Raw genomic sequence first — 24,417 nt, 5'->3', positions numbered from 1 at the left:
TCAGAACACGATGAAACCCCAAAGGAGACACCGCCATGAGCCACCTACTGACCATTTCAGACGCCGTTTCGACCCACGCCAGGCTGACGCCGGACAAGCTCGGCACACGCGATTCGAAGCGTTCGCTGACCTACGCGCAGTGGGACGAACGCGCGAGCCGGCTCGCGGCGGGGATGCTCGGGCTGGGCCTGGGGCGGGGCGACCGCGTGGCGGTGCTGGCCTACAACTGCGTCGAGTGGATGGAGATCTACGTCGGCCTGGCGCGCGCCGGGCTGGTCGCGGTGCCGCTCAACTTCCGCCTGACCGCGCCCGAGATCGCCTACATCCTCGGCAATTGCGAGGCCGGGGCGCTGATCGCCGGCTCCGAGTTCGTCGAGACGGTCGATTCGATCGGCGCAGAACTGGGCGCGCTGCGGGGTCGCTGCGTCGTCATGGGTGGCGAGGGGCCCGCGGGGGAGGGCTGGATCGCCTATGAGGACCTCGTCGCGCGGGCGAGCGCCACGGTGGAGTTCCCGCGCGTGAATCCGGAAGAGATGTGCGCGCTGCTCTACACCTCGGGCACGACGGGCAAGCCCAAGGGGGCGATCCGCGCCCACGCCGGCAGCACGCTGATCGCTCTGGCGACAGCGCTGGAGATGGGCTTCACGCGCGAGGATACCGGGCTGCTGGTGATGCCGATGTGCCACGCGAACTCGCTGTACTTCGGCACGACCTTCATCCACATCGGCGCGACCTGCATCGTCGACGACCGCCGCAGCTTCGATCCGGAAGGCCTCGTCGCGACGCTCGCGCAGGAAAAGGTCACCTTCACGTCGCTGGTGCCCACGCACTACATCATGGTCCTCGCGCTGTCCGAAGAGGTGAAGAAGCGCTACGACGTGAGCAGCGTCGGCAAGCTGATGATCTCGTCCGCGCCCGCGCGCAAGGACACCAAGCTCGCGATCCTCGAATACTTCTCCAACGGCAGGCTGTATGAGCTCTACGGTTCGACCGAGGCCGGCTGGGTCACGCTGCTGCGGCCGGAGGAGCAGATCGTCAAGCTCGGCTCGGTCGGTCGCGAATGGGCGGGCAGCGGCGCGATCCGCATGCTCGACGAGAACGGGCAGGAAGTGCCGGACGGCGAGGTGGGCGAGCTCTTCTCGCGCACGTCCTACGTGTTCGACGGCTACTGGAAGAACCCCGAGAAGACCGCCGAGGCCTTCCGCGGCGAATGGTGCTCGGTGGGCGACATGGCGCGCCGCGACGAGGACGGCTACATCTGGCTGGTCGATCGCAAGAGCAACATGATCATCAGCGGCGGCGAGAACATCTACCCGTCGGAAGTCGAAGGCGTGCTCGGTGGCCATCCCAAGATCAAGGACGTCGCCGTGATCGGCATCCCGCACGACAAGTGGGGCGAGACCGTGCAGGCGGTGATCGTGCTGCACGACGGCCAGAGCGCCGACGCCGAGGAGATGCAGGCGTGGTGCCGGGAGCGCCTGGCGGGTTTCAAATGTCCGCGATCGGTGGTATTCATCGCGGACTCCGAGATGCCGCGCACCGCGACGGGCAAGATCCTGCACCGCGTGCTGCGCCAGCGTCTCGTTCCCCCCGAGGCCCTTTCGGCCTGACGGGGCGAGGGCGGCGGTCCGCATGGAGCGCCGCCCCACCGATTTCCCGGCCTCGCGGTGAGGAGGCGATCCCGACAAGAGAGCGTGCATGCAACAGATCCTGCTGGTGACCTTCCCCTTCTTTGCGCTGGTGCTGTGCGGCTATCTCGCCGGGCGCCGCCGTATGCTGCCGCTGGAGGCGATCCCGGGCCTGAATACCTTCGTGCTGTACTTCGCACTGCCGTGCATGCTGTACCGCTTCGCCGCCGGCACGCCGATCGTGAAGCTCCTCGACGTGGGCGCTTTCGCGCTCTGGGTGGTGTGCGCGCTGGTGATGGTGGCGCTGACCATCGTCACGACGAAGAAGGGCGCCATCGGCTGGAACGATGCCTCCTTCGGCGCGCTCGTCGCCGCCTTCCCCAACTCGGGCTTCATGGGCATGCCGCTGCTGGTGTCGCTGCTCGGCGCCCGCGCGGCCGCGCCGGCGATGGTGCCGCTGGCCGTCGACATGGTCATCACCTCTTCGCTGTGCATCGCGCTGTCGCGCCTGAGCGCCGCTAATGCGGGCGGGGCGCGGCGGGCTGCCGTGAATGCCTTGAAGAGCGTGCTGGTGAATCCGCTCCCCTGGGCGATCATGCTCGGCGGGCTGTCGTCGGCGACCGGCTTCCTGCCGTGGAAGCCGCTGATGCGCGTGGTCGAGATGCTGGCCGATGCCGGCTCGCCGACGGCGCTGTTCACCATCGGCGCGGTGCTCGCGCGCTCGCAGATGTCCGTGCAGGCGCAGCACCCGGCGCGGCGCGGTGTCGGCGACGTGCCGCTGGTCGTGCTCTACAAGCTGATCGTGCACCCGGCGCTGATCTTCGGCGTCGGCACGCTCGCGATGTGGCTGGGCCTGCCGCTGGACCCCTTCACGCTGACCGTGCTCGTGCTCGTCGCGGCATTGCCCAGCGCGAGCAACGTGCCGATGCTCACCGAGCGCTTCGGGGCCGATACTGGACGGGTTGCGCGGATCGTCCTGCTGACGACCGCGTGCGCCTTCCTGACCTTCTCTGCCGCCGTTGCGCTGCTGGTAGAGTAGGGCAGGCAGGAGATCGAGGATCGCGCCGGCCCCGGTGGCGCTTTCCTGGCGGGTCGCCCGGCCCGATTTTCCCGGCTGATCGTCCCACCGCCGGGCCCGCTTCTGCGGGGGCTGCCGAAAGCCTTACGGGCATTGTGGAGTTCTGAATTCAAAAAATTTAGAAAATTTATTGCACTCTGAATTCAGAATTTGTAGAGTGTATCCACGATACCAATCAGAAGAACTCCCGCGCAAACCCTGGGCAGGGAGTCGAACCGATGGAGACGACTCGAATGAAACGCAAGCCCTCCCGCGTGGCCCTTGCCGCGCACATTCCCCAGCGATCGGTTCTCGCGCGAGCGTCGATACCGAGCTGAGCGACGCGTCCCGGCACGGCCGGGCACGATACCTGTTCGTGTCCGCCGGTCGAGCGATGGGTACCCAATGCCCTTCGTCCTTGCCGGGACAGCTGTCGCAACACCCGTACAAATCGCCCGTCGTCCCGCCAGTGGCGGGGAAACCCTGGCTTGGCACCGGCTCCTGGGGCTGGTCGACATTGCGCCCGCGCCGCGTTCAGCGCCGGGTGCTGATCGTCACCCCTTCCAGTTCGGGGCTCGCCGGGACAAGCCGGGTGGCAAGCATCCCATAGGCAATGGCCGATTGGATTCATCGAAGAAGTGAAAATCTGGAGACATCAATGCTGAAGAAACTGCTTCTCTCTGTCGCCGGTGCCGCAGCGCTGGCCCTCACGTCGCTGACGGCCGCCGCGCAGGACGTGAGCTGGCGCCTGGCCCACGTGTTCCCCGAGCAGAGCTCGGTGGGTGAGGCCGCGAACATGTTCGCGAAGCTCGCCGCGGAGCGCAGCAACGGCCGCATCAAGATCGCCGTTTTCCCGTCCGGCCAGCTCGGCGGCGACGAGGCGATCGGGCGCGAGCTGGTGCGCGGCACGATCGAGATGGGCTTCGTGAACCCGAACTCGATGGTGGGCATGGACCCGCTGTTCGACTTCCACATCCTGCCCTTCATCGCGACGAGTTATGCGGATGCGGATCGCATCTACTACGGCGAGGACAACATCCTCCGCCAGACGCTGCGCGAGACGATCGAGCGCAATCGCATGAAGATCCTGGGCTACTTCGAGAACGACTTCCGCGCGATCTCGAACTCGAAGCGCCCGGTGAAGACGGTCGATGACCTCAAGGGCCTCAAGCTGCGCGTCGTCCCCTCGCAGTCGCTGAAGATGTTCTTCGAGAAGGCCGGTAGCCAGGTCGTCATCATGCCCTTCCCGGAGCTCTTCACGGCGCTGCAGCAGGGCACCGTCGACGGCCAGGAGAACGGTGTCATCCTCATCAAGCAGGCGCGCTTCTACGAGGCACAGAAGCACGTCACGCTGCTCAACCACTCCTACGTGATGTCGACGATCACGGCGAGCCAGCGCGCGCTGGGCAAGCTGTCCCCGGCCGACCAGGAGCTGCTGCAGAGCATCGGCAAGGAAGTCGGCGAGTGGCAGGTGAAGCGCAACCGCGCGAATTCCAAGGTCGCGCTGGATGAGCTGCGCAAGGCCGGCATCGAGATCCACGAACCGACCGCGCAGGAGATCGCGCAGTTCCGCGCGCTGGGCGAGAAGGTGTGGGCCGAGATGACGCCGGTGTACGGCGAGAAGCGCATCGCCGAGCTCAGAAAGCTCGTCGCAGCGAAGTAAGTCCCGGAGGTCGCCATGAAATCGAGTTCCCCAGGCAAGGGTTCCACCTGGTTCCGCAGGACGAGAAGAGTGGAGCACGTGGTCTATTCGGTCGAAAAGGCCATCTGCGGCGCCTCGCTCTTCGTGATGTTGTTCGCGACGGCCTTCACGGTGGTCGCGCGCAACCTGAAGCTGTCCTGGCCGAACTACGGGGAACTCGGCCTGGCGGCCTTGATTCCGCTGACCCTGGTCGGCGGCGCGATGTGCACCTACCTCGGGTCGCACATCGCCGTGGAGCTTGCGCAGGCGGTGCCGTCGCGGCGGCTGAAGAATTTCTGTCACTTCGCCGTCGCCGTGGCGACGATCGCGTTTGCGGCCATCTATGCATACAGCGGTGTCGTGCTCGTCGATGAGTTCCTCCTCACCGGCGACAAGATGCTCGACCTCGACACGCCCTACTGGATCCTCGCGCTGTTCTTCCCGATCGGCATGGGGCTGATGATTTTCCACGCGTTGATGCAGATCCTGGCGATCCTCACCGGGCATTCGCTGAATGCGGAAGCGGAGGCCGCCCGATGATCGCCCTGCTGTTCATATTCCTGCTGGTCGGCGTCCCCGTCGGCATCGCGTTCTCGCTCGCGATCCTGGTCCAGGCCGACAAGTGGAACGTTTCCCTCGAGTTCGTCGCGCAGACGACGCTCGACGCGCTGCTGAATTACCCCTTCCTCGCCATTCCCCTGTTCATCCTGAGCGGCGAGCTGATGTCGCGTGGCGGCATCACGCGCCAGCTGGTGCGCTTCAGCACGCGCCTGTTCGGCTGGTCGCAAGCCGCGATGGGCCATGTGATGATCCTCGCCAGCGCCATCATGGGCGCGATCACCGGCTCGTCCGTGGCGGCGGTCGCCGCGATCGGCCGCGCCATCGGCCCGGAGATGCTCAAGCGCGGCTACCAGCCGGGCTACGTCGGCGCGTTGAACGCCTCCGCGGGCCTGCTGGGCGTGCTCCTGCCGCCTTCGATTCCCCTGATCCTGTATGGCTCCGCGGTCGGCGTGTCGATCACGACGCTGTTCCTTGCGACCCTGGTCCCCGGTCTCATGTTCGCCGCGGCCTTCATGATCGTGCATGCCCTGCGGGCGCGGCACGTGCTGCAAGGGGGCGTCGAATTGGCCGTCGATGCGAGCGCCGAGTCGGCCTCCGCCGGCGGAAACGGCAGATTCGGACTCGTCGCGGCGCTGTTCATGCCCATCCTGGTTCTCGGGGGCATCTATTCCGGAGTCCTCACGCCCACGGAGGCGGCGTCGGTGGCGGCGCTGTATGCGCTGTTCTATGCGATCCTGAATCGCAGCGTACGGATGATGGAGCTCGGCGATGCCTTCGTGAAGGCTGCGGCGAGCGGCGCCGCGATCATGTTCATCATCGGCTTCACGACCGTCTTCAACCGCGGCCTGGTCCTGCAGCAGATACCGCAGCAGATCGCGGCGCTGTCGACGAGCTACATCGACAGCCCCCTGGTGTTCCTGCTCGTCGCGAACCTGGTGCTGCTGCTGGTCGGCATGTTCATGGAGACCAGCGCGGCGACCCTGCTGATGGGCCCGCTGCTGGCCCCGGCGGCCGTGCAGTACGGCATCGACCCCATCCATTTCGGCATCATCCTCGTCATCAACATCGAGATCGGCCTGCTGACGCCGCCGCTGGCTGCGAACCTGTATGTCGCGGCACTGGTGAACAAGATTCCGCTGATCCCGCTGATACGCCAGCTGGCGTGGTTCCTCGGCGCCTGCCTGGTGTGCCTAGCCCTGGTGACCTACGTGCCGGAGATCGCGCTGTGGTACGAGTTCCTGCCGTGGAAGCCTTGAATGAAGACCATCGACACCTCCCTGCTGCGTGTCGGCTATGAGGAGTTCAACCCCGCCGCGACCCGCTCGGTCGTGCTGCTGCACGGCTGGCCGGACAGCATCCGCACCTGGTCCGAGGTCGCGTCAGGATTGGCCGAAGCGGGCTGGCGCGTCATCGTGCCCGCGCTGCGCGGCTTCGCGCCGACACGCTTCCTGCACGCGGACACGCCGCGCGCGGGCCAGCTCACGGCGCTCGGGCGCGACCTGCTCGAGTTCATCGATGCGCTGGGCCTGGAGCAGCCGGCCCTGGTCGGGCACGACTGGGGCGCACGCGCGGCGGGCATCGCCTGCGGGCTGCGGCCGGGCGTGGCGAGCCATCTCGCGATGCTGTCGGTCGGCTACGGGACCAATGATCCCTCTCAGCCCTTGAGCGTCGAGCAGGCCCGCAACTACTGGTACCACTGGTTCATGGCGACGCCGCGCGGCGACCGCATGGTCCGCGAGAAGCGGCGCGACTTCGCCCGCATCATGTGGGACACCTGGGCTCCTGCGGGCTGGTATGCGCAGGACGAATTCGACACGACGGCCGCCGCGTTCGACAACGAGGACTGGCCGGACGTCACGCTGCACTCCTACCGGCACCGCTGGGGACACGCCGAGGGCGATCCCCGCTACGACGCCGACGAGGCCGCGATGCGCCCCGCGCCCGTGCTGCAGGTCCCGACGCTGGTGCTGCACGGCGAGGAGGACGGGGTCAATCATCCCGACATGTCGGCGGGCAAGGAGTCGTACTTCACCGGCCCCTACGTGCGCCGGCTGCTGCCCGGAGTCGGACACTTTCCGCAGCGCGAGGCGCCGCAGCAGGTGCTGGACGCGCTCCTGCAATTCCTGAGGGAAGGCCGCTAAGGCCGCATCTACCTCGTCGAACGCCTATCCTTGCTCATAATGTGGGAATTCTGAATTCAAAAAAACGCAAAAACATCTTGCACTCTGAATTCAGAATTTGTAGAGTGTGCAACACACGAATCACCCACAAGAATCCTCACGCAAGGGATCGCGCAGGGGGTCAAACGATGGAGACGAGTCGAATGGAAGAGAAAGTCGCTTGTGGTTGCGCAGCGCCTGCGCCTGTCAATACGGAACGCCGCAAGATCTTCAAGATTGCCGCGGTCGGACTTGCTGCAGGAATGGGCCTTCAGGGGCGTAGCGCCCATGCCCTCGAGACGGTGCCCGAAGCGCTGCGCCACGCAACCGGCGATCTGTTGGTCGAGGAAGATGCCGAAGGTGAGCCCGCCCCGCTGAAGGTCGCGGACCTGCGAGTCGGCAAACCGCTGCTGGCATTCCCCTATCACCCCGAATCGAAGCTGGTTCGTTCCGAGACCCGCCTGAACAAGGTCGTCCTGCTCCGTTTCAAGGAAGAAGACCTTGATGCCGAGACCAAGGCGCTGTCGGCCGGCGGCGTGCTGGCGTTCTCGGCGATCTGTACGCACATGGGCTGCGACATCAAGACCTTCATGACCAGCGAGAAGGTGTTCGCGTGCTTCTGCCACGCGTCCAAGTTTCGTCCGCTCGAGCGCGGATCGGTTGCCGGCGGTCCTGCCCCGCGTCCGCTCCCCGTGCTGCCGCTGAAGCTCGACGGCGACACGCTCGTCATCGCGGGGCCGTTCGCGACTCCGCCCGGATTCACCGCGCAGGCCTGAGCCCGCCCCGGTTTTGCATCCCCGTGGCCTCGCTTGCGGCCGCGGTTTCCAACAAAAGAGAGGAGACAAGAAGATGAAGGGTCTGATGAAGGGCATCGCCGTTTGTGCCGTCGCCGTGCTGCCCGCGGCGGTGTCCGCTGCGCTCGGCGACTACGCGCCCGTTACCGATGCGCGGCTCAAGAACCCGGAAGCCGGCAACTGGCTGCAATATCGCGGCAACTACGCGGGTTGGGGCTATAGCCCGCTGTCGCAGATCACCGACAAGAACGTCGGCAAGCTGCAGCTCGCCTGGGCGTTCGCGACCGGCCAGAAGGAAGGCCACCAGTCGCCGCCGATCGTGAACAACGGCTACATGTTCGTCACGACCCCCGGCGCCCAGGTCATCGCCCTCGAGGCCAAGACCGGCAAGGAGCTGTGGCGCTACAAGAAGGAACTGCCGGGCGAGATGCTGCAGCTGCATCCGACCAACCGCGGCGTCGCGCTGTACGGCGACCGCGTCTATGTCGCGACCGTCGACGCGCACCTCGTGGCGCTGGACGCCAAGACCGGCAAGGAGCTGTGGGTCAAGCAGGTCGGTGACTGGAAGGCGCTGCAGTACATCACCCTCGCCCCGCTCGCGGCCAAGGGAAAGATCATGGTCGGCTCGTCCGGCGGCGAGACCGGCGTGCGTGGTTACGTCGCGGCCTTCGACGCCCAGACCGGCGAAGAGGCGTGGCGCACCTACACCACGGCGGCCCCGGGCGAACCCGGCGGCGACACCTGGCCGGGCGAAACCTACAAGAACGGCGGCGGCAGCATCTGGATCACCGGCACCTACGACCCGGACACGAACCTCGCCTACTGGGGCACGGGCAACCCGGCGCCGTGGCCGACCGAAGGGCGCAAGGGCGACAACCTGTACACGGGCTCCACCATCACGCTCGATGTCGACACCGGCGCGCTCAAGAGCTACTTCCAGTACAACCCCAACGATGCTTGGGACTGGGACGAAGTTTCCGCGCCGCTGCTGATCGACACCGAGGTCAAGGGCAAGAAGGTCAAGACCGCGGTACATGCCGGCCGTAACGGCTTCCTGTGGGTCCTGGATCGCGACGGCCAGAAGCTGAACTTCGTCGATGCCTACCCCTACGTCAATAACAACACGATCAAGTCGATCGACCCGAAGACCGGCCGCCCGACCTACATCGAGGAGCGCCGTCCGGGCATGGGCAAGGGCAACGTCCATTTCTGCCCCTCGCTGTGGGGCGGCAAGGACTGGACGCCGGAGGCCTACAACCCGAAGACCGGCCTGTTCTACATCCCGGCCAACAACAACCTGTGCGCCGAGCTGCCGGAACCGGAGCCGACCAAGTACAAGAAGGGTGACCTGTACATCGGCTACCCGATCGAGGCGATCCTGACCGGCCTGCGCTGGGAATCGGGCAAGAAGGACGCGCCGAAGACGATGGGTGAGATCCAGGCCTGGGACCTGAAGACCGGCAAGCAGGTGTGGGCGCACAAGTTCCCGACCTTCAACTGGGGTCCGCTGCTCACCACCGGCGGCAACCTCGTGTTCGGCGGCGGCACCAACGACCGCATGTTCCGCGCCTTTAACGCGACCACCGGCAAGCTGCTGTGGGAAGCGGCGACCCCGTCGGGCGTGACCGGCGTGCCGACCTCGTTCGAGGTCGACGGCGAGCAGTACATCGCCGTGCAGTCGGGCTGGGGCGTCGATGCGCAGCGCATGCAGGGCGGCGTCGATAACCTGGTTGGCTATCAGACCGTCGTCCCGCAGGGCGGCACGGTGATGGTCTACAAGCTGGCGAAGTGATCCTGGACGGGCCGTCTTTCGGCGGCCCGGTTTTTTTGTCCCGGTTCAATGAATTCAGAGTTCGAGCCGTGGGGCCGCGGCGATGCCCGCGGAGCACATGAGGACAGGCAAATGAACAAGTCGTACCGCAACTTCATCGATAACCAGTTCGTGGATGCCGAAGGCGGCGCCACCCTCGAGGTGCGCAACCCGGCGAACAACGAACTCCTGGGCGTCGTCCCGGCCTCCACCCAGGCGGACGTCGACCGTGCCGTCGAGGCCGCGCGTCGCGCCCAGCCGGCGTGGGAGCGCCTGCCGGCGATCGAGCGCGCGAACCACCTGCGCCGCGTCGCGAACAAGATCCGCGACAACAAGGAGCGCCTGGCGCGCACGATCACGCTGGAGCAGGGCAAGATCCTCGATCTCGCCCGCGTGGAAGTCGACTTCACGGCCAACTATATGGACTACATGGCCGAGTGGGCGCGCCGCATCGAAGGCGAGATCATCCCCAGCGACCGTCCGGGCGAGACGATCTTCCTGCACCGCAAGCCCATCGGCGTCACCGCCGGCGTGCTGCCGTGGAACTTCCCGTTCTTCCTCATCGCCCGCAAGATGGCCCCGGCGCTCGTCACCGGCAACACCATCGTCATCAAGTCGAGCGAGGAGACGCCGCTCAACGCGGTCGAGTTCGCCGAGATCGTCGCCGAGTGCGACCTGCCGACCGGCGTGTTCAACCTCGTCAGCGGAGCGGGCGCCACCGGTGCCGCGCTGTGCGCGCACAAGGACGTCGGCCTCATCAGCTTCACCGGCAGCGTCGAGACCGGCATCCGCATCATGGAAACCGCGGCGCGCAACCTGACCCGCGTGAACCTGGAGCTGGGCGGCAAGGCGCCGGCCATCGTGCTGAACGACGCCGACCTGGAGCTCACCGCCCGTGCGCTGCATGCGTCGCGCGTGCTCAACACCGGGCAGGTGTGCAACGCCGCCGAGCGCGTGTATGTGCAGCGCGGCATCGCATCGGCGCTGGCCGAGAAGGTCGCTGCGCTGATGGCTGAGACGCGCTACGGCAACCCGATCGCCGAGCAGGGCCTGCACATGGGGCCGCTGGTGAACCAGATGGGGCTCGACAAGGTCGCCGCGCTGGTCGAGAGCGCACGCAAGCAGGGCGCGGAAGTGCTCACCGGCGGCAAGGTCGCGAACCGCGAGGGCTACCACTTCGAGCCGACCGTGCTGGCGGGCTGCCGCGCCGACATGGATGTGATGACCAAGGAGATCTTCGGGCCGGTGCTGCCGCTGCAGATCGTCGAGGACCTCGACGAAGCGCTCGCGCTCGCCAACGACTCGGAGTACGGCCTGACCTCGTCGATCTTCACGCGCGACCTCAACGCCGCGATGAAGGCCACCCGCGAGCTGCGCTTCGGCGAGACCTACATCAACCGCGAGCACTTCGAGGCGATGCAGGGCTTCCACGCCGGCCGGCGCAAATCGGGCATCGGCGGCGCGGACGGCAAGCACGGCCTGTACGAGTACACCGAAACCCACGTGGTCTATCTCCAGACCCACTGAACCGACTCATCCAACTGGCAGGGAGCAGGGACCGGGACCGCATCGCGCGGGTCCCGGCGGGATGACTCACGTCCGCGCGATTGAAAAAGCGGTGCCTTCGGGCGCCATCCAATAGAAGAAGCAGGAGACCGAAAGTGAAAAACCAGACGAGCCTGAAGAAGTCGTGTGTCACCAAACTGATCCAGGGCGCGGCGGTGGCGGCTCTGTGTGCGGGGGCAACCGTCGCGAACGCAGAGGTCACGCGAGGGTTCATCGGGGCGCACGAATATGCGCTGCCCGATCCCAGCGGCATGAAGCCGTGGAACGTGTTCGTCGAATACACCACCTTCCAGAAGACCAGCAAGGTGTGGAACGACAGCGGCAGCAAGAAGAGCTCCGACGACATCGAATCCTTCGTCAGCCTGTCCAAGTTCGTGCACTTCTGGGAGATCACCAACGGCGTCGGAATCGCCTGGGAACTGATCGTGCCGAAGGTGAGCGTGCAGAACCGCGACACCGGCGACGGCGTGAGCGGCATCGCCGACCTGCTGACCGGCCCGGCGTTCTGGATCAAGCCGAACGAGAACTGGACGCTCGGCACCGACATGGCCTTCGTGCAGGTGCCGGTCGGCGACCGCGACCTGCGCAGCACGCGCTGGAACGTCGTCGCGTCGGTGTTCTGGGATGCGCAGTACGGCAAGTTCAACTACACCGGCAACCTCGGCACGACGATCAACGGTCCGACCGAACGCAAGGGCGCGGCGGATCCTGCCAACCCGTACTACTTCAACAACCGCTTCGGCTACCGCGTGTCGCAGCTCGTCGAGCCCTACGTCGGCGTGGACTACCAGTGGCAGGACAGCAAGGACGGCGTTGCGGAAGCGCACGAGCTGGCCGGTGCGGTCGGCGTGATGTTCCACATGGCACCGAACTACCACCTTTCCGTGCATTACCAAGGTGGCATCGACGGCAAGAACATGCCGGTGTCGAACAACCTGAACGTGCGTTTCGCGTACGTGTTCTGACCTGCGTGGCGGGGGAGCCCCGGCTCCCCCGCGCGCGTGAGTACATCCGGGTCGGCGGAAGGCGCTTCCGCCGCCCGTGCCAGCAAACAAGAAGATGCCGACAATGGAACGTGCGATCCGTATCCACTCTCCGGGAGGTCCGGAGGTGCTGCGCCTGGAGGAGGTGTCCGTGGGGATGCCCGGGCCGGGCGAAGTCCGCATCCGGCACCGCGCCTGCGGCCTGAATTTCATCGACGTCTATTACCGCAGCGGACTCTACCCGCTGGACATGCCGGCCGGTATCGGCATGGAGGGTGCCGGCGTCATCGATGCGGTGGGCGAGGGCGTGTCCCACCTGAGGGCGGGCGATCGCGCGGCCTACGCGTGCCAGCCTCCGGGCGCCTACAGCAGTGCCCGCGTGATGCCGGCGAAGAACGTGGTGCGCCTGCCCGACGAGATCGATTACGAGACTGGTGCGGCGATGATGCTCAAGGGGCTCACCGTGCAGTACCTGCTGCGCAAGACGCAGCCGCAGGGCGGTTTGCAGCCCGGCGATTTCGTGCTGTTCCACGCGGCTGCCGGCGGCGTCGGGCTGATCGCCTGCCAGTGGGCGCGAGCGATGGGCCTGCAGCTGATCGGCACGGCCGGCTCGCCTGAAAAGTGCGCCCTCGCGCTGCAGAACGGCGCCACCTACGCCATCGATTACCGCAAGGAGAATTTTGTCGCGCGCGTCGCCGAGATCACCGGCGGACGCGGCGTGAAGGCCGTGTACGACTCCGTCGGCAAGGACACCTTTGCCGGTTCGATCGAGTGCCTGCGGCCCTTCGGCCTGCTCGCGGTGTTCGGCTCGTCGTCGGGGCCGGTACCGCCTTTCGGGCTGCAGATGCTCGCGGCGAAATCCCTCTACGTCAGCCGTCCGACGCTGTTCACCCACCTCGCGAGCCGTGAGGCGACGCAGGAGATGGCCGACGATCTGTTCGGGATGGTCGCGCGCGGCGAAATCGTGATTCCCGTCGAACGCCGCTATGCGCTCGAGAACGCCGCGCGTGCCCATGCGGAGCTCGAGGCCCGTCTCACCACCGGCTGCAGCGTGCTGATCCCGTGATCAAGGCGGCGCCCTTCCTCCTCTGGTCATCGCTTGCGCCCGCCCGCGGCGTCGCGGTGCCGCGCAGCCCGGTGTCGCTCTCGTCGCGCGTCGGTCTCGTGCTCCTCGCCGTGCTGCTCGCCGCGCTGGCGGCGGGCACGGCGTGGTGGGTGGGGGAGACGCGTCGTGCGATCAAGGAGGAGGTGAACGCCGCGAGCCAGGTCGCCCAGCAGTGGGTCGTCGTCCTTGTGTCCGAAACGCTGCGCGATTCCGACGAAGGACAAGTGCGGCTGATGGAGCACCTGCGCGCGGTCGGACGGCTGCGCGCCAATCGCCTCGAAGTCGTGGGCGCCGACGGCCGCCTGCTTCATGTGTCGCCCGAATCGACCTACAAGGCGGGGCGTTTTGCGCCCGTGTGGTTTTCCGACTGGGTGGAGCCGACGCTGCAGGTGCGCCGTTTCGACGCCGGCGACCGCACTATCCTGCTGCGACCCGACGCCTCGCGCTCGGTGCTCGACGCCTGGGACGACCTGCGTGCCGGCTTGAGCACGCTGCTGCTGGTGCTGATCGCCGGCGTCGCGGCGTCGCGCTGGGCGGTGCGTCGTGCCCTGGCGCCCCTCGCCGAGATCGACCGTGCGCTGGCGCGCGGTACCGAGGGACGCTTCGACCAGCGCCTGCCCAATTACCGCGTCGCGGAACTCGACCGCGTCGCGAGCACCTTCAACCGCCTTGCTGCAGCGCTGGAGCAGAGCCGCGACCTCAATCTCCGGCTGGAGGAGGACCAGGCCTTCGCCGGGGCGGTGCAGGCGCGCCTGGAGGAGGAGCGCCGCCTCATCGCCCGCGAGCTGCACGACGAACTCGGCCAGGGGATCACCGCGGTGCGCGCGATCTCCGGCGCGATCCTGCAGCGCAGCGCCGACCAGCCGCAGATCCACGGCAGCGCCCAGGCCATCCTCGCGATGACCAGCCAGATGCAGGACGGCGTGCGCGCGATCCTGCAGCGACTGCGCCCCACGATCGGCGAGGGTGGCGGGCTCGACCGGGCGGTGACCGAATACTGCCGCCTGTGGTCGGAAATCCATCCTTCCATCGCGATCGAGTGCGCGGTCTGCGGCTCGGTCGCGACAAGCGGCCGCCTCGGCATCACTGTTCTGCGGCTGCTGCAGGAAAGCCTGACCAACGTCGCACGCCACGCCGGTGCGACGCGCGTCGACGTGCGCGTCGCCATGCGGGGCAGCGAACTGGAACTCGATGTGTGCGACAACGGTTGCGGACTGGCACCGCAGGCGGAGGAGGGATTCGGGCTGCGCGGCATGCGCGAGCGGGTCGCCGAACTGCGCGGTGAATTCCGCATCGAGACCGCCCCCGCGGGCGGCCTGCATATCGCGGTGCGTTTGCCGGTTCTGCTCGATCACGAGGAAAACGAACATGGCTGCCATGCTTGAAGGTCTGCGCCTGGTCCTCGCCGACGACCATGCCGTCGTGCGCATGGGATTCCGCATGCTGCTCGAAGGGGCAGGGGCCGAAGTCGTCGCGGAAGCCGCGTCCGGCGAGGCTGCGCTAGCCGCCTTCGCCGAGCACCGTCCGGACGTGCTGGTGATGGATGTGACGATGCCGGGCCTCGGCGGCCTGGGGGCGCTGGAGCGCCTGCTGGCCCATCACGAAGGGGCGCGCGTGCTGATGCTGTCCGCGCACGACGACATGCAGATTCCGACCCGCGCGCTGAAGGCAGGTGCGGCCGGTTACCTCTCCAAGCGCGCCCAGCCGACGGAACTGGTCCGGGCGGTGGCGCAGATTGCGCGCGGCCGGCGCTACGTCGACCCCGAAATCGCCTCGCATCTGGCGCTCGCCCAGTTCGGCGACGGCGCCGACCCGCTCGCCGTCCTCACCGACAAGGAGTTCGCCGTGTTCCTGCAGCTCGCCAAGGGCCGCGACGTCCGCGAGGTCGCGGATTCGCATGGCGTCAGCGCGAGCACGGTGGGAACGCATCTGTACCACATCAAGCAGAAGCTGCAGGCGGGGAATGCGGCGCAGCTCGCGCTGATCGCCGTGCGCGCGGGACTCATCGAGACCTAGCGGCCGCCGGTTCATACACAACAATCTCAATCAACAAATGGAAGGCAGTCGAATCGTGGGCATCAGGAACGTAGGGATCGTCGGGGCGGGCACCATGGGCAGCGGCATCGCGCAGGTATGCGCGGCCGCAGGATTCCGCGTGACCCTGCTGGATGTGTCGGCCGAGGCCGTCAGCAAGGGCGTGGAGACCGTCTCCCGCAACCTCGAGCGGCTGGTGGTGAAGGAAAAGCTCGCTGCGGGCGACAAGGCTACGATTCTCGAGCGCGTCTCCCCCACCACCAGCAACGGCGACCTCGCCGCGTCGGATCTCGTCATCGAGGCCGCGACCGAGAACGAGACCCTGAAACAGCGCATCCTGCGCGACATCGACGCGATCGTGTCGCCGACAGCGATCATCGCCACCAACACCTCTTCGATCTCGGTGACCCGGCTGGCCGCCGTGACCGGGCGCGCGCCCCAGTTCATCGGCATGCATTTCTTCAATCCGGTGCCGGTCATGGCGCTCGTGGAGCTGATTCGCGGACTGCAGACTTCCGACGAGACGCTCGCGACGGCCCGCGGCTTTGTCGAGGCGCTCGGCAAGACCGCGGTGGTGGCACGCAACAGCCCCGGCTTCGCCGTCAACCGCATCCTCTGCCCGATGATCAACGAAGCGATCTTCGCCTTGCACGAGGGGCTCGCGAGCGCCGAGGAAATCGACGCCGGGATGATGCTGGGCTGCAATCACCCCATCGGGCCGCTTGCGCTGGCGGACCTCATCGGCCTGGACACGATGCTCTCGGTGATGGAGGTGTTCTATGACGGCTTCAAGGATCCGAAATACCGCCCGGCGCCGCTGCTCAAGGAAATGGTCGACGCCGGCTTCCTGGGCCGCAAGAGCGGCCGCGGTTTCTTCAATTACGCATGACCGACGGTTTCGTACGGAAAGGTGCCTCGTCTAACGCTCGAATGGTGGATTCCTTCTCTCCTCCTGCCTTCTTGCCGGCACCTTTCTCTTTTTATTCTGTAGTCGTGGAGGGCGCATTGCATGACTCGTGAGTGACGCCGCGAGGGTACGTTTCGATAACGAGGTGACAAAATGAAAAAAATCCCGGCGATTTCCCCAATCTTTTCCGCCCGTGGCTCCAGCGTCCATCAAGGCTGGAAGACGATCTTCAGGTCCGTTGGCGTCGCGCTCTTGCTGAGCGTTGCCGTCAGCGGTGGAAATGAAGCGCAGGCACGGGAGCTGTCGATCGGCGATGGCTCATTCAAGTGCCTGAACGACATGGTCAAGGTACGCCATTTCTACGTGGACAATCTCCTGGGCAATCGCAAAGCCACGATCAAGGTCGCCGAGAAGGGAACCGGCGCGTATCCGCCGGGCTCCGTGGTGCAACTGATTCCCGGTGAGGTCATGGTGAAGCACCCGAAGGGCTTCAACCCTGCGACCAAGGACTGGGAATTCTTCGAGCTCGACGTCTCCAAAGAGGGCACGAAGATCCGCAAGCGCGGTTTCGTCGATGTCGTCAATCGCTTCGGCGGGAACTGCTTTGCTTGCCACGTCAAGGCGAAACCCGAGTTCGACCTCGTGTGCGAGGTCGAGCATGGCTGCGATCCGATCCCCATCACGCGCCGCATGCTGGCCGCGGTGCAGAAGACGGACCCCCGCTGCACAGCGCCTGCCGCCCTGACCGAGGACGATCAGCTCGCGCTGAAGGAACTGGACGAGGTGTTGAAGACCATGACGATGCCCGCGGCGCCGAAGTGAGCTGGCGGTGATCACGCGTGCGGGCGCCGTCCCGCACGAGGCGGGGCGCTCCCCCAGGTCCCGCGCCATTCCTGTCGAATCATGCAGAGACTGAACTCATGCGATACAAGAAATCCCTGACCTTGCTTGCCGCCGCGATGAGCTTCGGCGCGACGTTCGCTGCCCACGCCTTCGAGCTGAAGAGCAACCTCCGGAACGGCCAGGCGGTCCCGCCGGAGTATTACCAGAACAACTTCGGCTGCACGGGCCCGAGCCATTCGCCGATGCTGGAATGGAAGAATCCGCCCAAGGGCACCAGGAGCTACGCGATCACGTTCTTCGACAAGAGCGCACCGACCGGCTCCGGGTTCTGGCACTACCTCGCCTACGATCTTCCGGCGGACACGACGAGGATCGAGGAGGGCGACCTGACGACGGCCAAGCTGCCGGCCGGGGCCAAGGAAGGAAACACCGATCTCGGCAAGCCCGGCTACTTCGGCCCGTGCCCGCCGGTCGGGCGCAAGCATACCTACGTGTATACGGTGCATGCGCTGAAGACGGACAAGCTGGACGTGCCGGCTGGCGCGACGTCGGCGATCATTTCCTTCTATATCTGGCAAAACACGCTCGGAAAGGCGTCCCTAGAGGTGTCAGCCGGACCCAGGACGGGCAAGTAGGACTGAGTACGTGGCGCGATCACGCAATCGCGCCACTCATATGCCGCTTTCGCGCCAAGTCGCACCTCCATTGCGGTTCAGCGTTGTCGGGGCGGGTCGTGCATTGGTCCGGCGTCGATGCAGGCCGTGCTCTTCCGGAGCAAATGCAGCGCAACACGCCGAGCGCGATTTCGCACTGCTACTCCTCAACTAATAACTACGACTAAAATAGTCCACGTTTTTCTTGCGAATTCAAACGCGGAGTTATATAGTCTTAGTTATGGCGCACATCACTACCAGCGTTGAATACGCGATCCACTGTCTCCTCTGGCTCGTCGGCTCGGACGGCACCGCCCTGAGCAGCCGGGATCTCGCGGAGTTGCAGGGGATCTCGCCGAGTTTTGTGGCGAAGATCCTGCCCAAGCTGGAAAAGGCGGGCATTGTCGTGGCGAACGAAGGGGTTCGCGGCGGGTATCGCCTTTCGCGCCCGCCCGAGCAGATCAGTTTTCTCCAGATCGTCGATGCGATCGAAGGCGAGAAACCGCTGTTCGACTGCCAGGAAATCCGGAGTCGCTGCGCGGTCTTCGATGAGGAGCCGCCCGCGTGGTCGGTCGCAGGCGTCTGCGGGATCCACGCCGTGATGCTGAAGGCCGAGCAGGCGATGCGCGCCGAGTTGGCCGCGAATACGCTGGCGGATGTCGCGCGCACCTTCGAACGCAAGGCGCCGACCGAATTCTTCGTCCAGGTCCATGACTGGGTCCGCGACCGGGTCGACAGTCGCCGACCGGGACGTCCCCCCAAAGTACCGAAACCATCTTCCTGAGCCCATCCGGGCCGGGTTTCCCCGGGAACATCGCATCGATCTGACTCGCGGTCCTTCGCCGGACGGACCGGGAGCGTACTGCCGCGCGTCTCGGTGGCAGGGAGTCGTTCGTCCGGATCTTTCCAAAGGAATACGCAAAATGCGACACCACATCGTTATCGCCGGGTCGGGCTTCGCCGGTACGTGGGCTGCAATCTCGGCCGCGCGTGCCGTCGCCCTCGCCGGCAAGGAGAGGGAGGTGGATATCACGGTCGTTTCGCCGTCCGCGAATATGGTGATCCGTCCCCGTCTGTACGAAGCGGCGATCGAGAACATGAACCCGGATATCAAGCCGCTGCTCGACGCGATCGGCGTGCGGCACGTGGCCGGGATGGTGACGGAAATCAGTCCCGACGCGCACCGGCTTGCGGTCGCCCGCGCCGACGGCTCTCAGGTTCCCATGTTCTACGACAAGTTCGTCCTCGCCACCGGCAGCCAACTGTTCACGCCGCCGATCCCGGGACTCAGGGAACACGCGTTCAACGTCGATCAACTGGACAACGCGCGCAAGCTCGAGGCGCATATCGCAGGCTTGCCTGCCCGCGCGGCGACGCAAGCGCGCAATACGGTGGTGATCGCCGGAAGCGGCCTGACCGGCATCGAGACCGCTGCGGACATGCCGGCACGCTTGCGGGCGGTGCTGGGCGCGGATGTCGCGATTCGGGTCATTCTGGTCGAACAGGCATCGGCGATCGGCCCACACCTCGGTGCCGGCCCGCGCGCCGTGGTCGAGGAAGCGCTAGCCGAGTGCGGCGTCGAGTTCGTGGTGGGCGCCGCCGCCGTGTCGATCGACGCACAGGGCATCGAGCTGTCGTCGGGGGAGCGCATCGAGACCGAAACCGTGGTGTGGACAGCCGGCGCCAGAGCCAATGCCCTGGCCGCGCAGATCCCCGGAGAACATGATCGACTGGGCCGTCTGGTCGCCGACGCCTACCTCCATGCCCAGGGCACTTCGGACATTTTCGTGACCGGCGATGTCGCGCGCGCGGCCGCGGACGATCTCGGCAACGTTGCGCTGATGTCCTGCCAGCACGCGCTGAGCCTTGGCCGGGTGGCCGGGCATAATGCGGCGGCCGAGCTGGTCGACCTGCCGTTGCACCCCTACAGCCAGCCGAAGTACGTGACCTGCCTGGACCTGGGCCCCTGGGGCGCGCTGTATACGGAAGGCTGGGAGCCGCAAATCTCCTTGATGCGGGAGGAAGCCAAGTCGCTCAAGCGGGAAATCACGACGAAATGGATCTATCCGCCGGCGCCGGATCGTGACGCCGCCTTCGCGGTCGCCAATCCGGACTTCGTCATCGTGCCGTGATGGCAGGCTGATCCGATGAATTGTGGCGTTGCGGCACAAGAAGGCTGTCGTGCCTGACGAGACGACCAGGCATAAGCGGGCAGCAATGACTGAGCTGCCCCACGACGGGCTTCTTGGTCGTAAGCTTGTCCAAGGTGCCGCCGAGCCGTCCGTCAGCGTGCCCGCAACAACCACTATCCGACATCGGTCGCAGCACGTTTCGGCAATACCCATCCGGCCCGCGGGAAGTGGCAGGTGTAGCCGCCAGGGTATCGTTCGAGATAATCCTGATGCTCCGGCTCGGCCTCCCAGAAGTCGCCGACGGGCTTGACTTCGGTCACCACGCGACCCGGCCAGATGCCGGACGCGTTGACGTCCGCAATCGTGTCGAGGGCGATTTGACGCTGATGCTCATCGGCGTAGTAGATCGCCGAACGGTAGGACGTGCCGATGTCGTTGCCCTGGCGATTGCGGGTGGTCGGATCGTGAATCTGGAAGAAGAACTCCAGCAGACGACGGTAACTCAGGCGCTCGGGGTCGAACAGGATCTCGATCCCTTCGGCATGCGTGCCGTGATTGCGATAGGTCGCATGGGGCACATCGCCGCCGGTATAGCCGACGCGGGTGGCGAGGACGCCGGGCAGGTGCCGGATCAGGTCCTGCATGCCCCAGAAGCACCCGCCTGCGAGCACGGCGCGTTGTGGGTCGGCCATGATCACGCCTCCACCTGGCCGATGTACTCCCCGTAGCCCTCGGCTTCCATCCGGTCGAGCGGGATGAAGCGCAGGGACGCCGAGTTGATGCAGTAGCGCAGCCCGCCGCGGTCGCGCGGACCATCCGGGAAGACGTGGCCGAGATGACTGTCGCCGTGGGTCGAGCGGACTTCGGTGCGGAGCATGCCGTGGCTGGTGTCGCGCAGTTCGCTCACGAATTCAGGGGCGATCGGCTTCGTGAAGCTGGGCCAGCCGCAGCCCGATTCGAACTTGTCGCTGGATGCGAACAGCGGTTCGCCCGAAACGATGTCCACGTAGATCCCCGGGGCGTGATGGTGAAGATACTCCCCCGTGCCAGGCCGTTCCGTTCCGCTTTGCTGGGTGACGCGGTATTGCTCCGGCGTCAAAGTGGCGATGGCGGCTTCGTTTCTCATGTAGCGCTTCATTGCGTTCTCTCTCCGGTTGCGATGCTGCCGCAGCAGCGACGGGCGTGGGGTCCGGCGCGATTGTGAGCGGGCATATGCTTTGTCGTAGCAGGATCGCTGAATCTTACAAATGGCGGCGACCGATTTTGCGCGCATCGCGGCACTCGTGGGGCATCGCCGCGGTCTGAGTTTGCGGAGGCCGAGTTGCGGTCGTGTTGTGGAGGGAGGGAGCATGTCGAGCCCGTCGTCCCCGATGAATGCCGGTCGCGCAATGACACGGGCGGAATTCCTGCGCCTTGCTGCGGGTGCGGCGGTGGGGCTTCTCGTCGGCGGCGGGGCGAAGGCGCAGGCGCATGCGCCCGGCGAGTCTTCCGGAGGTGCGATGCCGACGCGCCCGATTCCTTCGACCCTGGAGCCCTTGCCCGTGATCGGCCTGGGCACCTATGTGGGTTTCGATGTGCCGCGCGACTCGGAGGAGTATCGCCGGCTGCCGGAGGTGTTGCGGGCCCTGTTCGAGTCGGGCGGGGCGGTGATCGACACGTCGCCGATGTACGGGCGGGCGGAAGCGGTGACGGGGGAACTGCTCGCTGCGGGCGGGCTGCGCAGCCGCGCCTTCGTCGCGACCAAGGTGTGGACGCGCGGGCGGGCCGAGGGGATCCGGCAGATGCAGGAGTCGATGCGGCTGCTGCAGGTCGAGCGCCTGGACCTGATGCAGGTGCATAACCTCGTCGATTGGCGGGTGCACCTGGCGACACTGCGTGAGTGGGAGGCCGCGGGGCGCGTGCGCTACATCGGCATCACGCATTACACGCAGGGCGCCTACGGCGAGCTGGAGGCGGTGATGCGCGAGGCGCAGTTCGATTTCGTGCAGGTGAATTATTCGGTCGACGAGCGCGAGGCGGAGCGGCGCATCCTGCCGCTGGCGGCCGAGCGCGGCATGGCGGTGCTGATCAACCGGCCCTTCGGCGGCGGGCGGGTGTTGCGCCGCCTGCGCGACCGGCCGTTGCCGCCGTGGGCGATGGAGATCGGGGCGACGAGCTGGGCGCAGGTGCTGCTGAAGTTCGTGCTGAGCCACCCGGCGGTGACCTGCGCGATTCCGGGCACCGGGCGGCCGGAACACATGGCGGACAACGTGCGTGCGGCCATCGGCACGTTTCCCGATGCGGCGTTCTGGCAGCGCCATGTCGATTCGATCGGCGCCTGAGCAACGGGGCAGGGCGCTGGGGGCCGTGCGGCCTGCTTTCATGCTGCGGAGGCAAGGATGAGTGCGCGAATTAGGTCCCGTTTAGGGGGGCATCTCCGACCCGGCTTTCCCTGTGATCCCGCATGCGGTCTTCCGCCCGATGGTCGGCGCCGCGAGCTGCTCTTCGCCGCCGCCGCAATGCTCGCGCTGGCCGCGCTGCCGCGCGCGGCGACCGGCGCGTCGGACGGATTCCGCATCGGTATCATCGGCACCGGGCGGATCGGGGGCGCGCTGGCGGAGCTGTGGGCGAAAGCCGGGCACGAGCTGCTGGTCTCCTCGCGCCATCCTGACGATCTGAAGCCGCTGGCGGCGCGGCTGGGTGCCAACGTGCGGGTGGGAACGCCGCGCGAGGCGGCCGGGTTCGGCGATGTCGTCCTGATCGCGGTGCCGTATGGGGCCCTGCCGCAGATAGGGCGCGACTATGCGGGCTTGATGGCGCGGAAGGTGGTGCTGGAAACCGGCAATCCGCGGCGCGAGCGCGACGGGCCGATGGCAACGCCGGCGCTGGAGCGGGGCACCGGCGTGGCGTCGGCCGAGTATCTGCCCGGCGTGCGCCTGGTGCGGGCCTTCACGTCGGTGCCGTATCTGGCGCTGCGCAGCGAGGCGCACCGCGCCGGCGAGCGCGTCGGGGTGCCGCTGGCGGCGGACGACCGCGATGCGCTGGCGGTTGCCGCACGCCTGGTCGAGGACGCAGGCTTCGAGCCGGTGCCGGTCGGAGGGCTGGCACGTGCGCGGGATTTCGACATCGGTTCGCCGGTGTTCGGTCGGGCGCTGACGGCGCGCGAGCTGCGACAGGTGCTGGGCCTCGCGCGTTGAGGGGGCTGGCGATGGCCGCGCGGGTCGAATCCTCGTTCGGTGCTTCGGCGGGCGGGTGAGGGATGTGGGCGACGCTCGTCCGCCGGGTGGTGCCGGTGCGCGAAGGCGAGACGCTGCCCCTGCTGCTCGCGACGGCCTACGGCTTTGCGATCCTGTATGCCTACTACCTGCTGCGGCCGGTGCGCGACGAGATCGGCGCGGCCGACCGCGGCAACCTGCAACTGCTGTGGACTGCCGTCTTCCTCGTCATGCTGCTGGCCGTGCCGCTGTATTCGGCGGCCGTGGCGCGCTGGCCGCGGGCGGTGTTCGTGCCGCTGGCGAACCGCTTCTTCGCCGCCAACCTGCTCGTCTTCCTTGCAGCGCTGTACCTGTTGCCGGAGTCCGCGCGGACGTGGATAGACCGCGTGTTCTACGTGTGGACGAGCGTGTTCGCGCTGTTCGTGGTGACGGTGTTCTGGGGCTTGGTCGCGGATCTCTTCCGTCACGAGCAGGGCAAGCGCCTGTTCGGCTTCATCGCGGTCGGCTCCTCGCTCGGCGGCATCGCGGGTTCGGCGACGACGGCGGCACTGGCACAGCACGTGCCGGTGTTCCTGCTCCTGCTGTTCGCGGTGCTGCCGCTGGAGGCGGCATCGTGGTGCGCACGGGCGCTCGACCGCCATGCGCAGCGCACGCCGGGGGTGCTTGCGCGCGAACCGCAGGCGCGGATCGGCGGCAGCGCGTGGAGCGGGGTCGGGCTCGTGTTCTGCTCGCCCGTCTTGCTGCGCATTGCAATTTGGCTGCTGCTGATGACCTTTGCCTCGACGATCCTGTACTTCGTGCAGGCGCACCTGCTGGGCGAGGCCTATTCCGACCGGGCGCTGCGGCGCGTCTTCCTGGCGCGCGTGGACCTCGTCGTGAATGGGCTGACGATCGCGACGCAGATCTTTCTCACCGCCCACATCCTGCGTCGTGTCGGGGTGGGCCTGACGCTGGCCCTGCTGCCGGCCGTGGCGCTCGTCGGTTTCGCGGTGCTCGGCATCGCACCGGCACTCGCCGCGTTGGTGGCCGTGCGCGTGCTCTACGACAGCACCCGCCATGCGCTCGCGAAGCCCGCGCGCGAGGTGCTGTTCACGCTGGTCGGCCGTGAGGAGCGCTACAAGGCCAAGGCCTTCATCGACGCCGTGGTGTATCGCGGCGGCGATCTTGCGAGCGGCTGGATCTACGCGGGGCTCGCCGCGCTGGGCCTCTCGGCTGGGGCGATCGCCTTGGTTGCGGCGCCGGTCGCGGGCGGCTGGATCCTCGTCGCGCGGCAGTTGGGGCGTGTGGAAGAGCGCGATTCCACCTGAACC

General features: G+C 66.7%; 23 protein-coding genes. 21 read left to right on the top strand and 2 right to left on the bottom strand.

Going from position 1 to position 24,417, the window contains the following annotated elements; genetic code table 11:
* The first annotated feature begins 35 nt into the window (after positions 1–35).
* The 18 genes from U5817_RS16925 (at position 36) to U5817_RS16840 (ending at position 19,913) form a co-directional block, all read left to right on the top strand.
* Complete coding sequence (locus U5817_RS16925; RefSeq protein WP_169128601.1) at positions 36–1,610, top strand: class I adenylate-forming enzyme family protein; 1,575 nt, start codon at positions 36–38, stop codon at positions 1,608–1,610.
* A gap of 88 nt (positions 1,611–1,698) precedes the next feature.
* On the top strand, positions 1,699–2,667 hold the full coding sequence (locus U5817_RS16920) for an AEC family transporter (RefSeq protein WP_169128603.1): 969 nt from the start codon (positions 1,699–1,701) through the stop codon (positions 2,665–2,667).
* 676 nt (positions 2,668–3,343) lie between these two features.
* A complete protein-coding gene (locus tag U5817_RS16915) occupies positions 3,344–4,348 on the top strand; it encodes a TRAP transporter substrate-binding protein (RefSeq protein WP_169128605.1) in 1,005 nt (334 codons plus the stop codon).
* Between the two features lie 15 nt (positions 4,349–4,363).
* Positions 4,364–4,906, top strand: a complete 543-nt coding sequence (locus tag U5817_RS16910) for a TRAP transporter small permease (protein ID WP_169128607.1) — start codon at positions 4,364–4,366, stop codon at positions 4,904–4,906.
* On the top strand, positions 4,903–6,183 hold the full coding sequence (locus U5817_RS16905; RefSeq protein ID WP_169128609.1) for a TRAP transporter large permease: 1,281 nt from the start codon (positions 4,903–4,905) through the stop codon (positions 6,181–6,183). Before U5817_RS16910 ends, U5817_RS16905 begins: the two co-directional genes overlap by 4 nt.
* Entirely contained in the window at positions 6,184–7,068 is an 885-nt protein-coding gene (locus U5817_RS16900; RefSeq protein WP_169128611.1) for an alpha/beta fold hydrolase, read from the top strand.
* 182 nt (positions 7,069–7,250) lie between these two features.
* The gene (locus tag U5817_RS16895) at positions 7,251–7,862 is read left to right on the top strand and encodes a ubiquinol-cytochrome c reductase iron-sulfur subunit (RefSeq protein ID WP_169128613.1); all 612 of its coding nucleotides are present in this window, start codon (positions 7,251–7,253) and stop codon (positions 7,860–7,862) included.
* A 73-nt stretch (positions 7,863–7,935) separates the two neighbouring features.
* Positions 7,936–9,672: a PQQ-dependent dehydrogenase, methanol/ethanol family gene (locus tag U5817_RS16890; protein ID WP_169128614.1), complete on the top strand. Its 1,737-nt coding sequence runs from the start codon at positions 7,936–7,938 to the stop codon at positions 9,670–9,672.
* 111 nt (positions 9,673–9,783) lie between these two features.
* The gene (gene aldA / locus U5817_RS16885) at positions 9,784–11,217 is read left to right on the top strand and encodes an aldehyde dehydrogenase (RefSeq protein ID WP_407278150.1); all 1,434 of its coding nucleotides are present in this window, start codon (positions 9,784–9,786) and stop codon (positions 11,215–11,217) included.
* A gap of 134 nt (positions 11,218–11,351) precedes the next feature.
* Positions 11,352–12,221, top strand: coding sequence for a transporter (locus U5817_RS16880; protein ID WP_169128616.1), 870 nt, complete (start codon positions 11,352–11,354; stop codon positions 12,219–12,221).
* Between the two features lie 103 nt (positions 12,222–12,324).
* A complete protein-coding gene (locus U5817_RS16875; protein WP_169128617.1) occupies positions 12,325–13,305 on the top strand; it encodes a quinone oxidoreductase in 981 nt (326 codons plus the stop codon).
* The gene (locus U5817_RS16870) at positions 13,302–14,729 is read left to right on the top strand and encodes a histidine kinase (protein WP_407278149.1); all 1,428 of its coding nucleotides are present in this window, start codon (positions 13,302–13,304) and stop codon (positions 14,727–14,729) included. The genes U5817_RS16875 and U5817_RS16870 overlap by 4 nt, the downstream gene beginning before the upstream one ends.
* Positions 14,713–15,360, top strand: coding sequence for a response regulator transcription factor (locus tag U5817_RS16865; protein ID WP_169128618.1), 648 nt, complete (start codon positions 14,713–14,715; stop codon positions 15,358–15,360). Before U5817_RS16870 ends, U5817_RS16865 begins: the two co-directional genes overlap by 17 nt.
* 55 nt (positions 15,361–15,415) lie before the next feature.
* Complete coding sequence (locus U5817_RS16860) at positions 15,416–16,267, top strand: 3-hydroxybutyryl-CoA dehydrogenase (RefSeq protein ID WP_407278148.1); 852 nt, start codon at positions 15,416–15,418, stop codon at positions 16,265–16,267.
* Between the two features lie 171 nt (positions 16,268–16,438).
* Positions 16,439–17,107, top strand: a complete 669-nt coding sequence (locus tag U5817_RS16855) for a hypothetical protein (RefSeq protein ID WP_407278147.1) — start codon at positions 16,439–16,441, stop codon at positions 17,105–17,107.
* 98 nt (positions 17,108–17,205) lie between these two features.
* Positions 17,206–17,763 carry a YbhB/YbcL family Raf kinase inhibitor-like protein gene (locus U5817_RS16850; protein WP_169128621.1) on the top strand — a complete coding sequence of 186 codons (558 nt, stop codon included), beginning with the start codon at positions 17,206–17,208 and terminating at the stop codon, positions 17,761–17,763.
* 259 nt (positions 17,764–18,022) lie between these two features.
* Positions 18,023–18,565: an RrF2 family transcriptional regulator gene (locus U5817_RS16845; protein ID WP_407278146.1), complete on the top strand. Its 543-nt coding sequence runs from the start codon at positions 18,023–18,025 to the stop codon at positions 18,563–18,565.
* 139 nt (positions 18,566–18,704) lie between these two features.
* On the top strand, positions 18,705–19,913 hold the full coding sequence (locus U5817_RS16840) for an NAD(P)/FAD-dependent oxidoreductase (RefSeq protein ID WP_407278145.1): 1,209 nt from the start codon (positions 18,705–18,707) through the stop codon (positions 19,911–19,913).
* A gap of 173 nt (positions 19,914–20,086) precedes the next feature.
* Here the strand turns inward: U5817_RS16840 and msrA are convergent, their stop codons facing one another.
* Positions 20,087–20,605, bottom strand: coding sequence for a peptide-methionine (S)-S-oxide reductase MsrA (gene msrA / locus U5817_RS16835; protein WP_407281091.1), 519 nt, complete (start codon positions 20,603–20,605; stop codon positions 20,087–20,089).
* Positions 20,606–20,607: 2 nt separating this feature from the next.
* Positions 20,608–21,039, bottom strand: a complete 432-nt coding sequence (msrB, locus tag U5817_RS16830) for a peptide-methionine (R)-S-oxide reductase MsrB (RefSeq protein ID WP_407278144.1) — start codon at positions 21,037–21,039, stop codon at positions 20,608–20,610.
* Positions 21,040–21,262: 223 nt separating this feature from the next.
* Between msrB and U5817_RS16825 the strand changes: the two genes are divergently transcribed.
* The 3 genes from U5817_RS16825 to U5817_RS16815 all read left to right on the top strand — a co-directional run bounded on the left by U5817_RS16825 (position 21,263) and on the right by U5817_RS16815 (position 24,414).
* Positions 21,263–22,234, top strand: coding sequence for an aldo/keto reductase (locus U5817_RS16825; protein ID WP_407278143.1), 972 nt, complete (start codon positions 21,263–21,265; stop codon positions 22,232–22,234).
* A 57-nt stretch (positions 22,235–22,291) separates the two neighbouring features.
* A complete protein-coding gene (locus U5817_RS16820) occupies positions 22,292–23,089 on the top strand; it encodes an NADPH-dependent F420 reductase (protein ID WP_407278142.1) in 798 nt (265 codons plus the stop codon).
* Positions 23,090–23,151: 62 nt separating this feature from the next.
* Complete coding sequence (locus tag U5817_RS16815) at positions 23,152–24,414, top strand: NTP/NDP exchange transporter (protein ID WP_407278141.1); 1,263 nt, start codon at positions 23,152–23,154, stop codon at positions 24,412–24,414.
* Positions 24,415–24,417: the final 3 nt, after the last annotated feature.

This window comes from Aromatoleum evansii, assembly GCF_045689615.1.
In the GTDB taxonomy this organism is placed as follows: Bacteria; Pseudomonadota; Gammaproteobacteria; order Burkholderiales; family Rhodocyclaceae; genus Aromatoleum; species Aromatoleum evansii.
Note: the sequence above shows the minus strand (reverse complement) of the source record. Positions and strands in the feature narration are given on the sequence as shown.

Coding starts and splice junctions, on each gene's coding strand:
- U5817_RS16925 (WP_169128601.1), top strand. CDS start 36: ATGAGCCACCTACTGACCATTTCAGACGCCGTTTCGACCCACGCCAGG.
- U5817_RS16920 (WP_169128603.1), top strand. CDS start 1,699: ATGCAACAGATCCTGCTGGTGACCTTCCCCTTCTTTGCGCTGGTGCTG.
- U5817_RS16915 (WP_169128605.1), top strand. CDS start 3,344: ATGCTGAAGAAACTGCTTCTCTCTGTCGCCGGTGCCGCAGCGCTGGCC.
- U5817_RS16910 (WP_169128607.1), top strand. CDS start 4,364: ATGAAATCGAGTTCCCCAGGCAAGGGTTCCACCTGGTTCCGCAGGACG.
- U5817_RS16905 (WP_169128609.1), top strand. CDS start 4,903: ATGATCGCCCTGCTGTTCATATTCCTGCTGGTCGGCGTCCCCGTCGGC.
- U5817_RS16900 (WP_169128611.1), top strand. CDS start 6,184: ATGAAGACCATCGACACCTCCCTGCTGCGTGTCGGCTATGAGGAGTTC.
- U5817_RS16895 (WP_169128613.1), top strand. CDS start 7,251: ATGGAAGAGAAAGTCGCTTGTGGTTGCGCAGCGCCTGCGCCTGTCAAT.
- U5817_RS16890 (WP_169128614.1), top strand. CDS start 7,936: ATGAAGGGTCTGATGAAGGGCATCGCCGTTTGTGCCGTCGCCGTGCTG.
- aldA (WP_407278150.1), top strand. CDS start 9,784: ATGAACAAGTCGTACCGCAACTTCATCGATAACCAGTTCGTGGATGCC.
- U5817_RS16875 (WP_169128617.1), top strand. CDS start 12,325: ATGGAACGTGCGATCCGTATCCACTCTCCGGGAGGTCCGGAGGTGCTG.
- U5817_RS16865 (WP_169128618.1), top strand. CDS start 14,713: ATGGCTGCCATGCTTGAAGGTCTGCGCCTGGTCCTCGCCGACGACCAT.
- U5817_RS16855 (WP_407278147.1), top strand. CDS start 16,439: ATGAAAAAAATCCCGGCGATTTCCCCAATCTTTTCCGCCCGTGGCTCC.
- U5817_RS16850 (WP_169128621.1), top strand. CDS start 17,206: ATGCGATACAAGAAATCCCTGACCTTGCTTGCCGCCGCGATGAGCTTC.
- U5817_RS16845 (WP_407278146.1), top strand. CDS start 18,023: ATGGCGCACATCACTACCAGCGTTGAATACGCGATCCACTGTCTCCTC.
- U5817_RS16840 (WP_407278145.1), top strand. CDS start 18,705: ATGCGACACCACATCGTTATCGCCGGGTCGGGCTTCGCCGGTACGTGG.
- msrA (WP_407281091.1), bottom strand. CDS start 20,605: ATGGCCGACCCACAACGCGCCGTGCTCGCAGGCGGGTGCTTCTGGGGC.
- msrB (WP_407278144.1), bottom strand. CDS start 21,039: ATGAGAAACGAAGCCGCCATCGCCACTTTGACGCCGGAGCAATACCGC.
- U5817_RS16825 (WP_407278143.1), top strand. CDS start 21,263: ATGTCGAGCCCGTCGTCCCCGATGAATGCCGGTCGCGCAATGACACGG.
- U5817_RS16820 (WP_407278142.1), top strand. CDS start 22,292: ATGAGTGCGCGAATTAGGTCCCGTTTAGGGGGGCATCTCCGACCCGGC.
- U5817_RS16815 (WP_407278141.1), top strand. CDS start 23,152: ATGTGGGCGACGCTCGTCCGCCGGGTGGTGCCGGTGCGCGAAGGCGAG.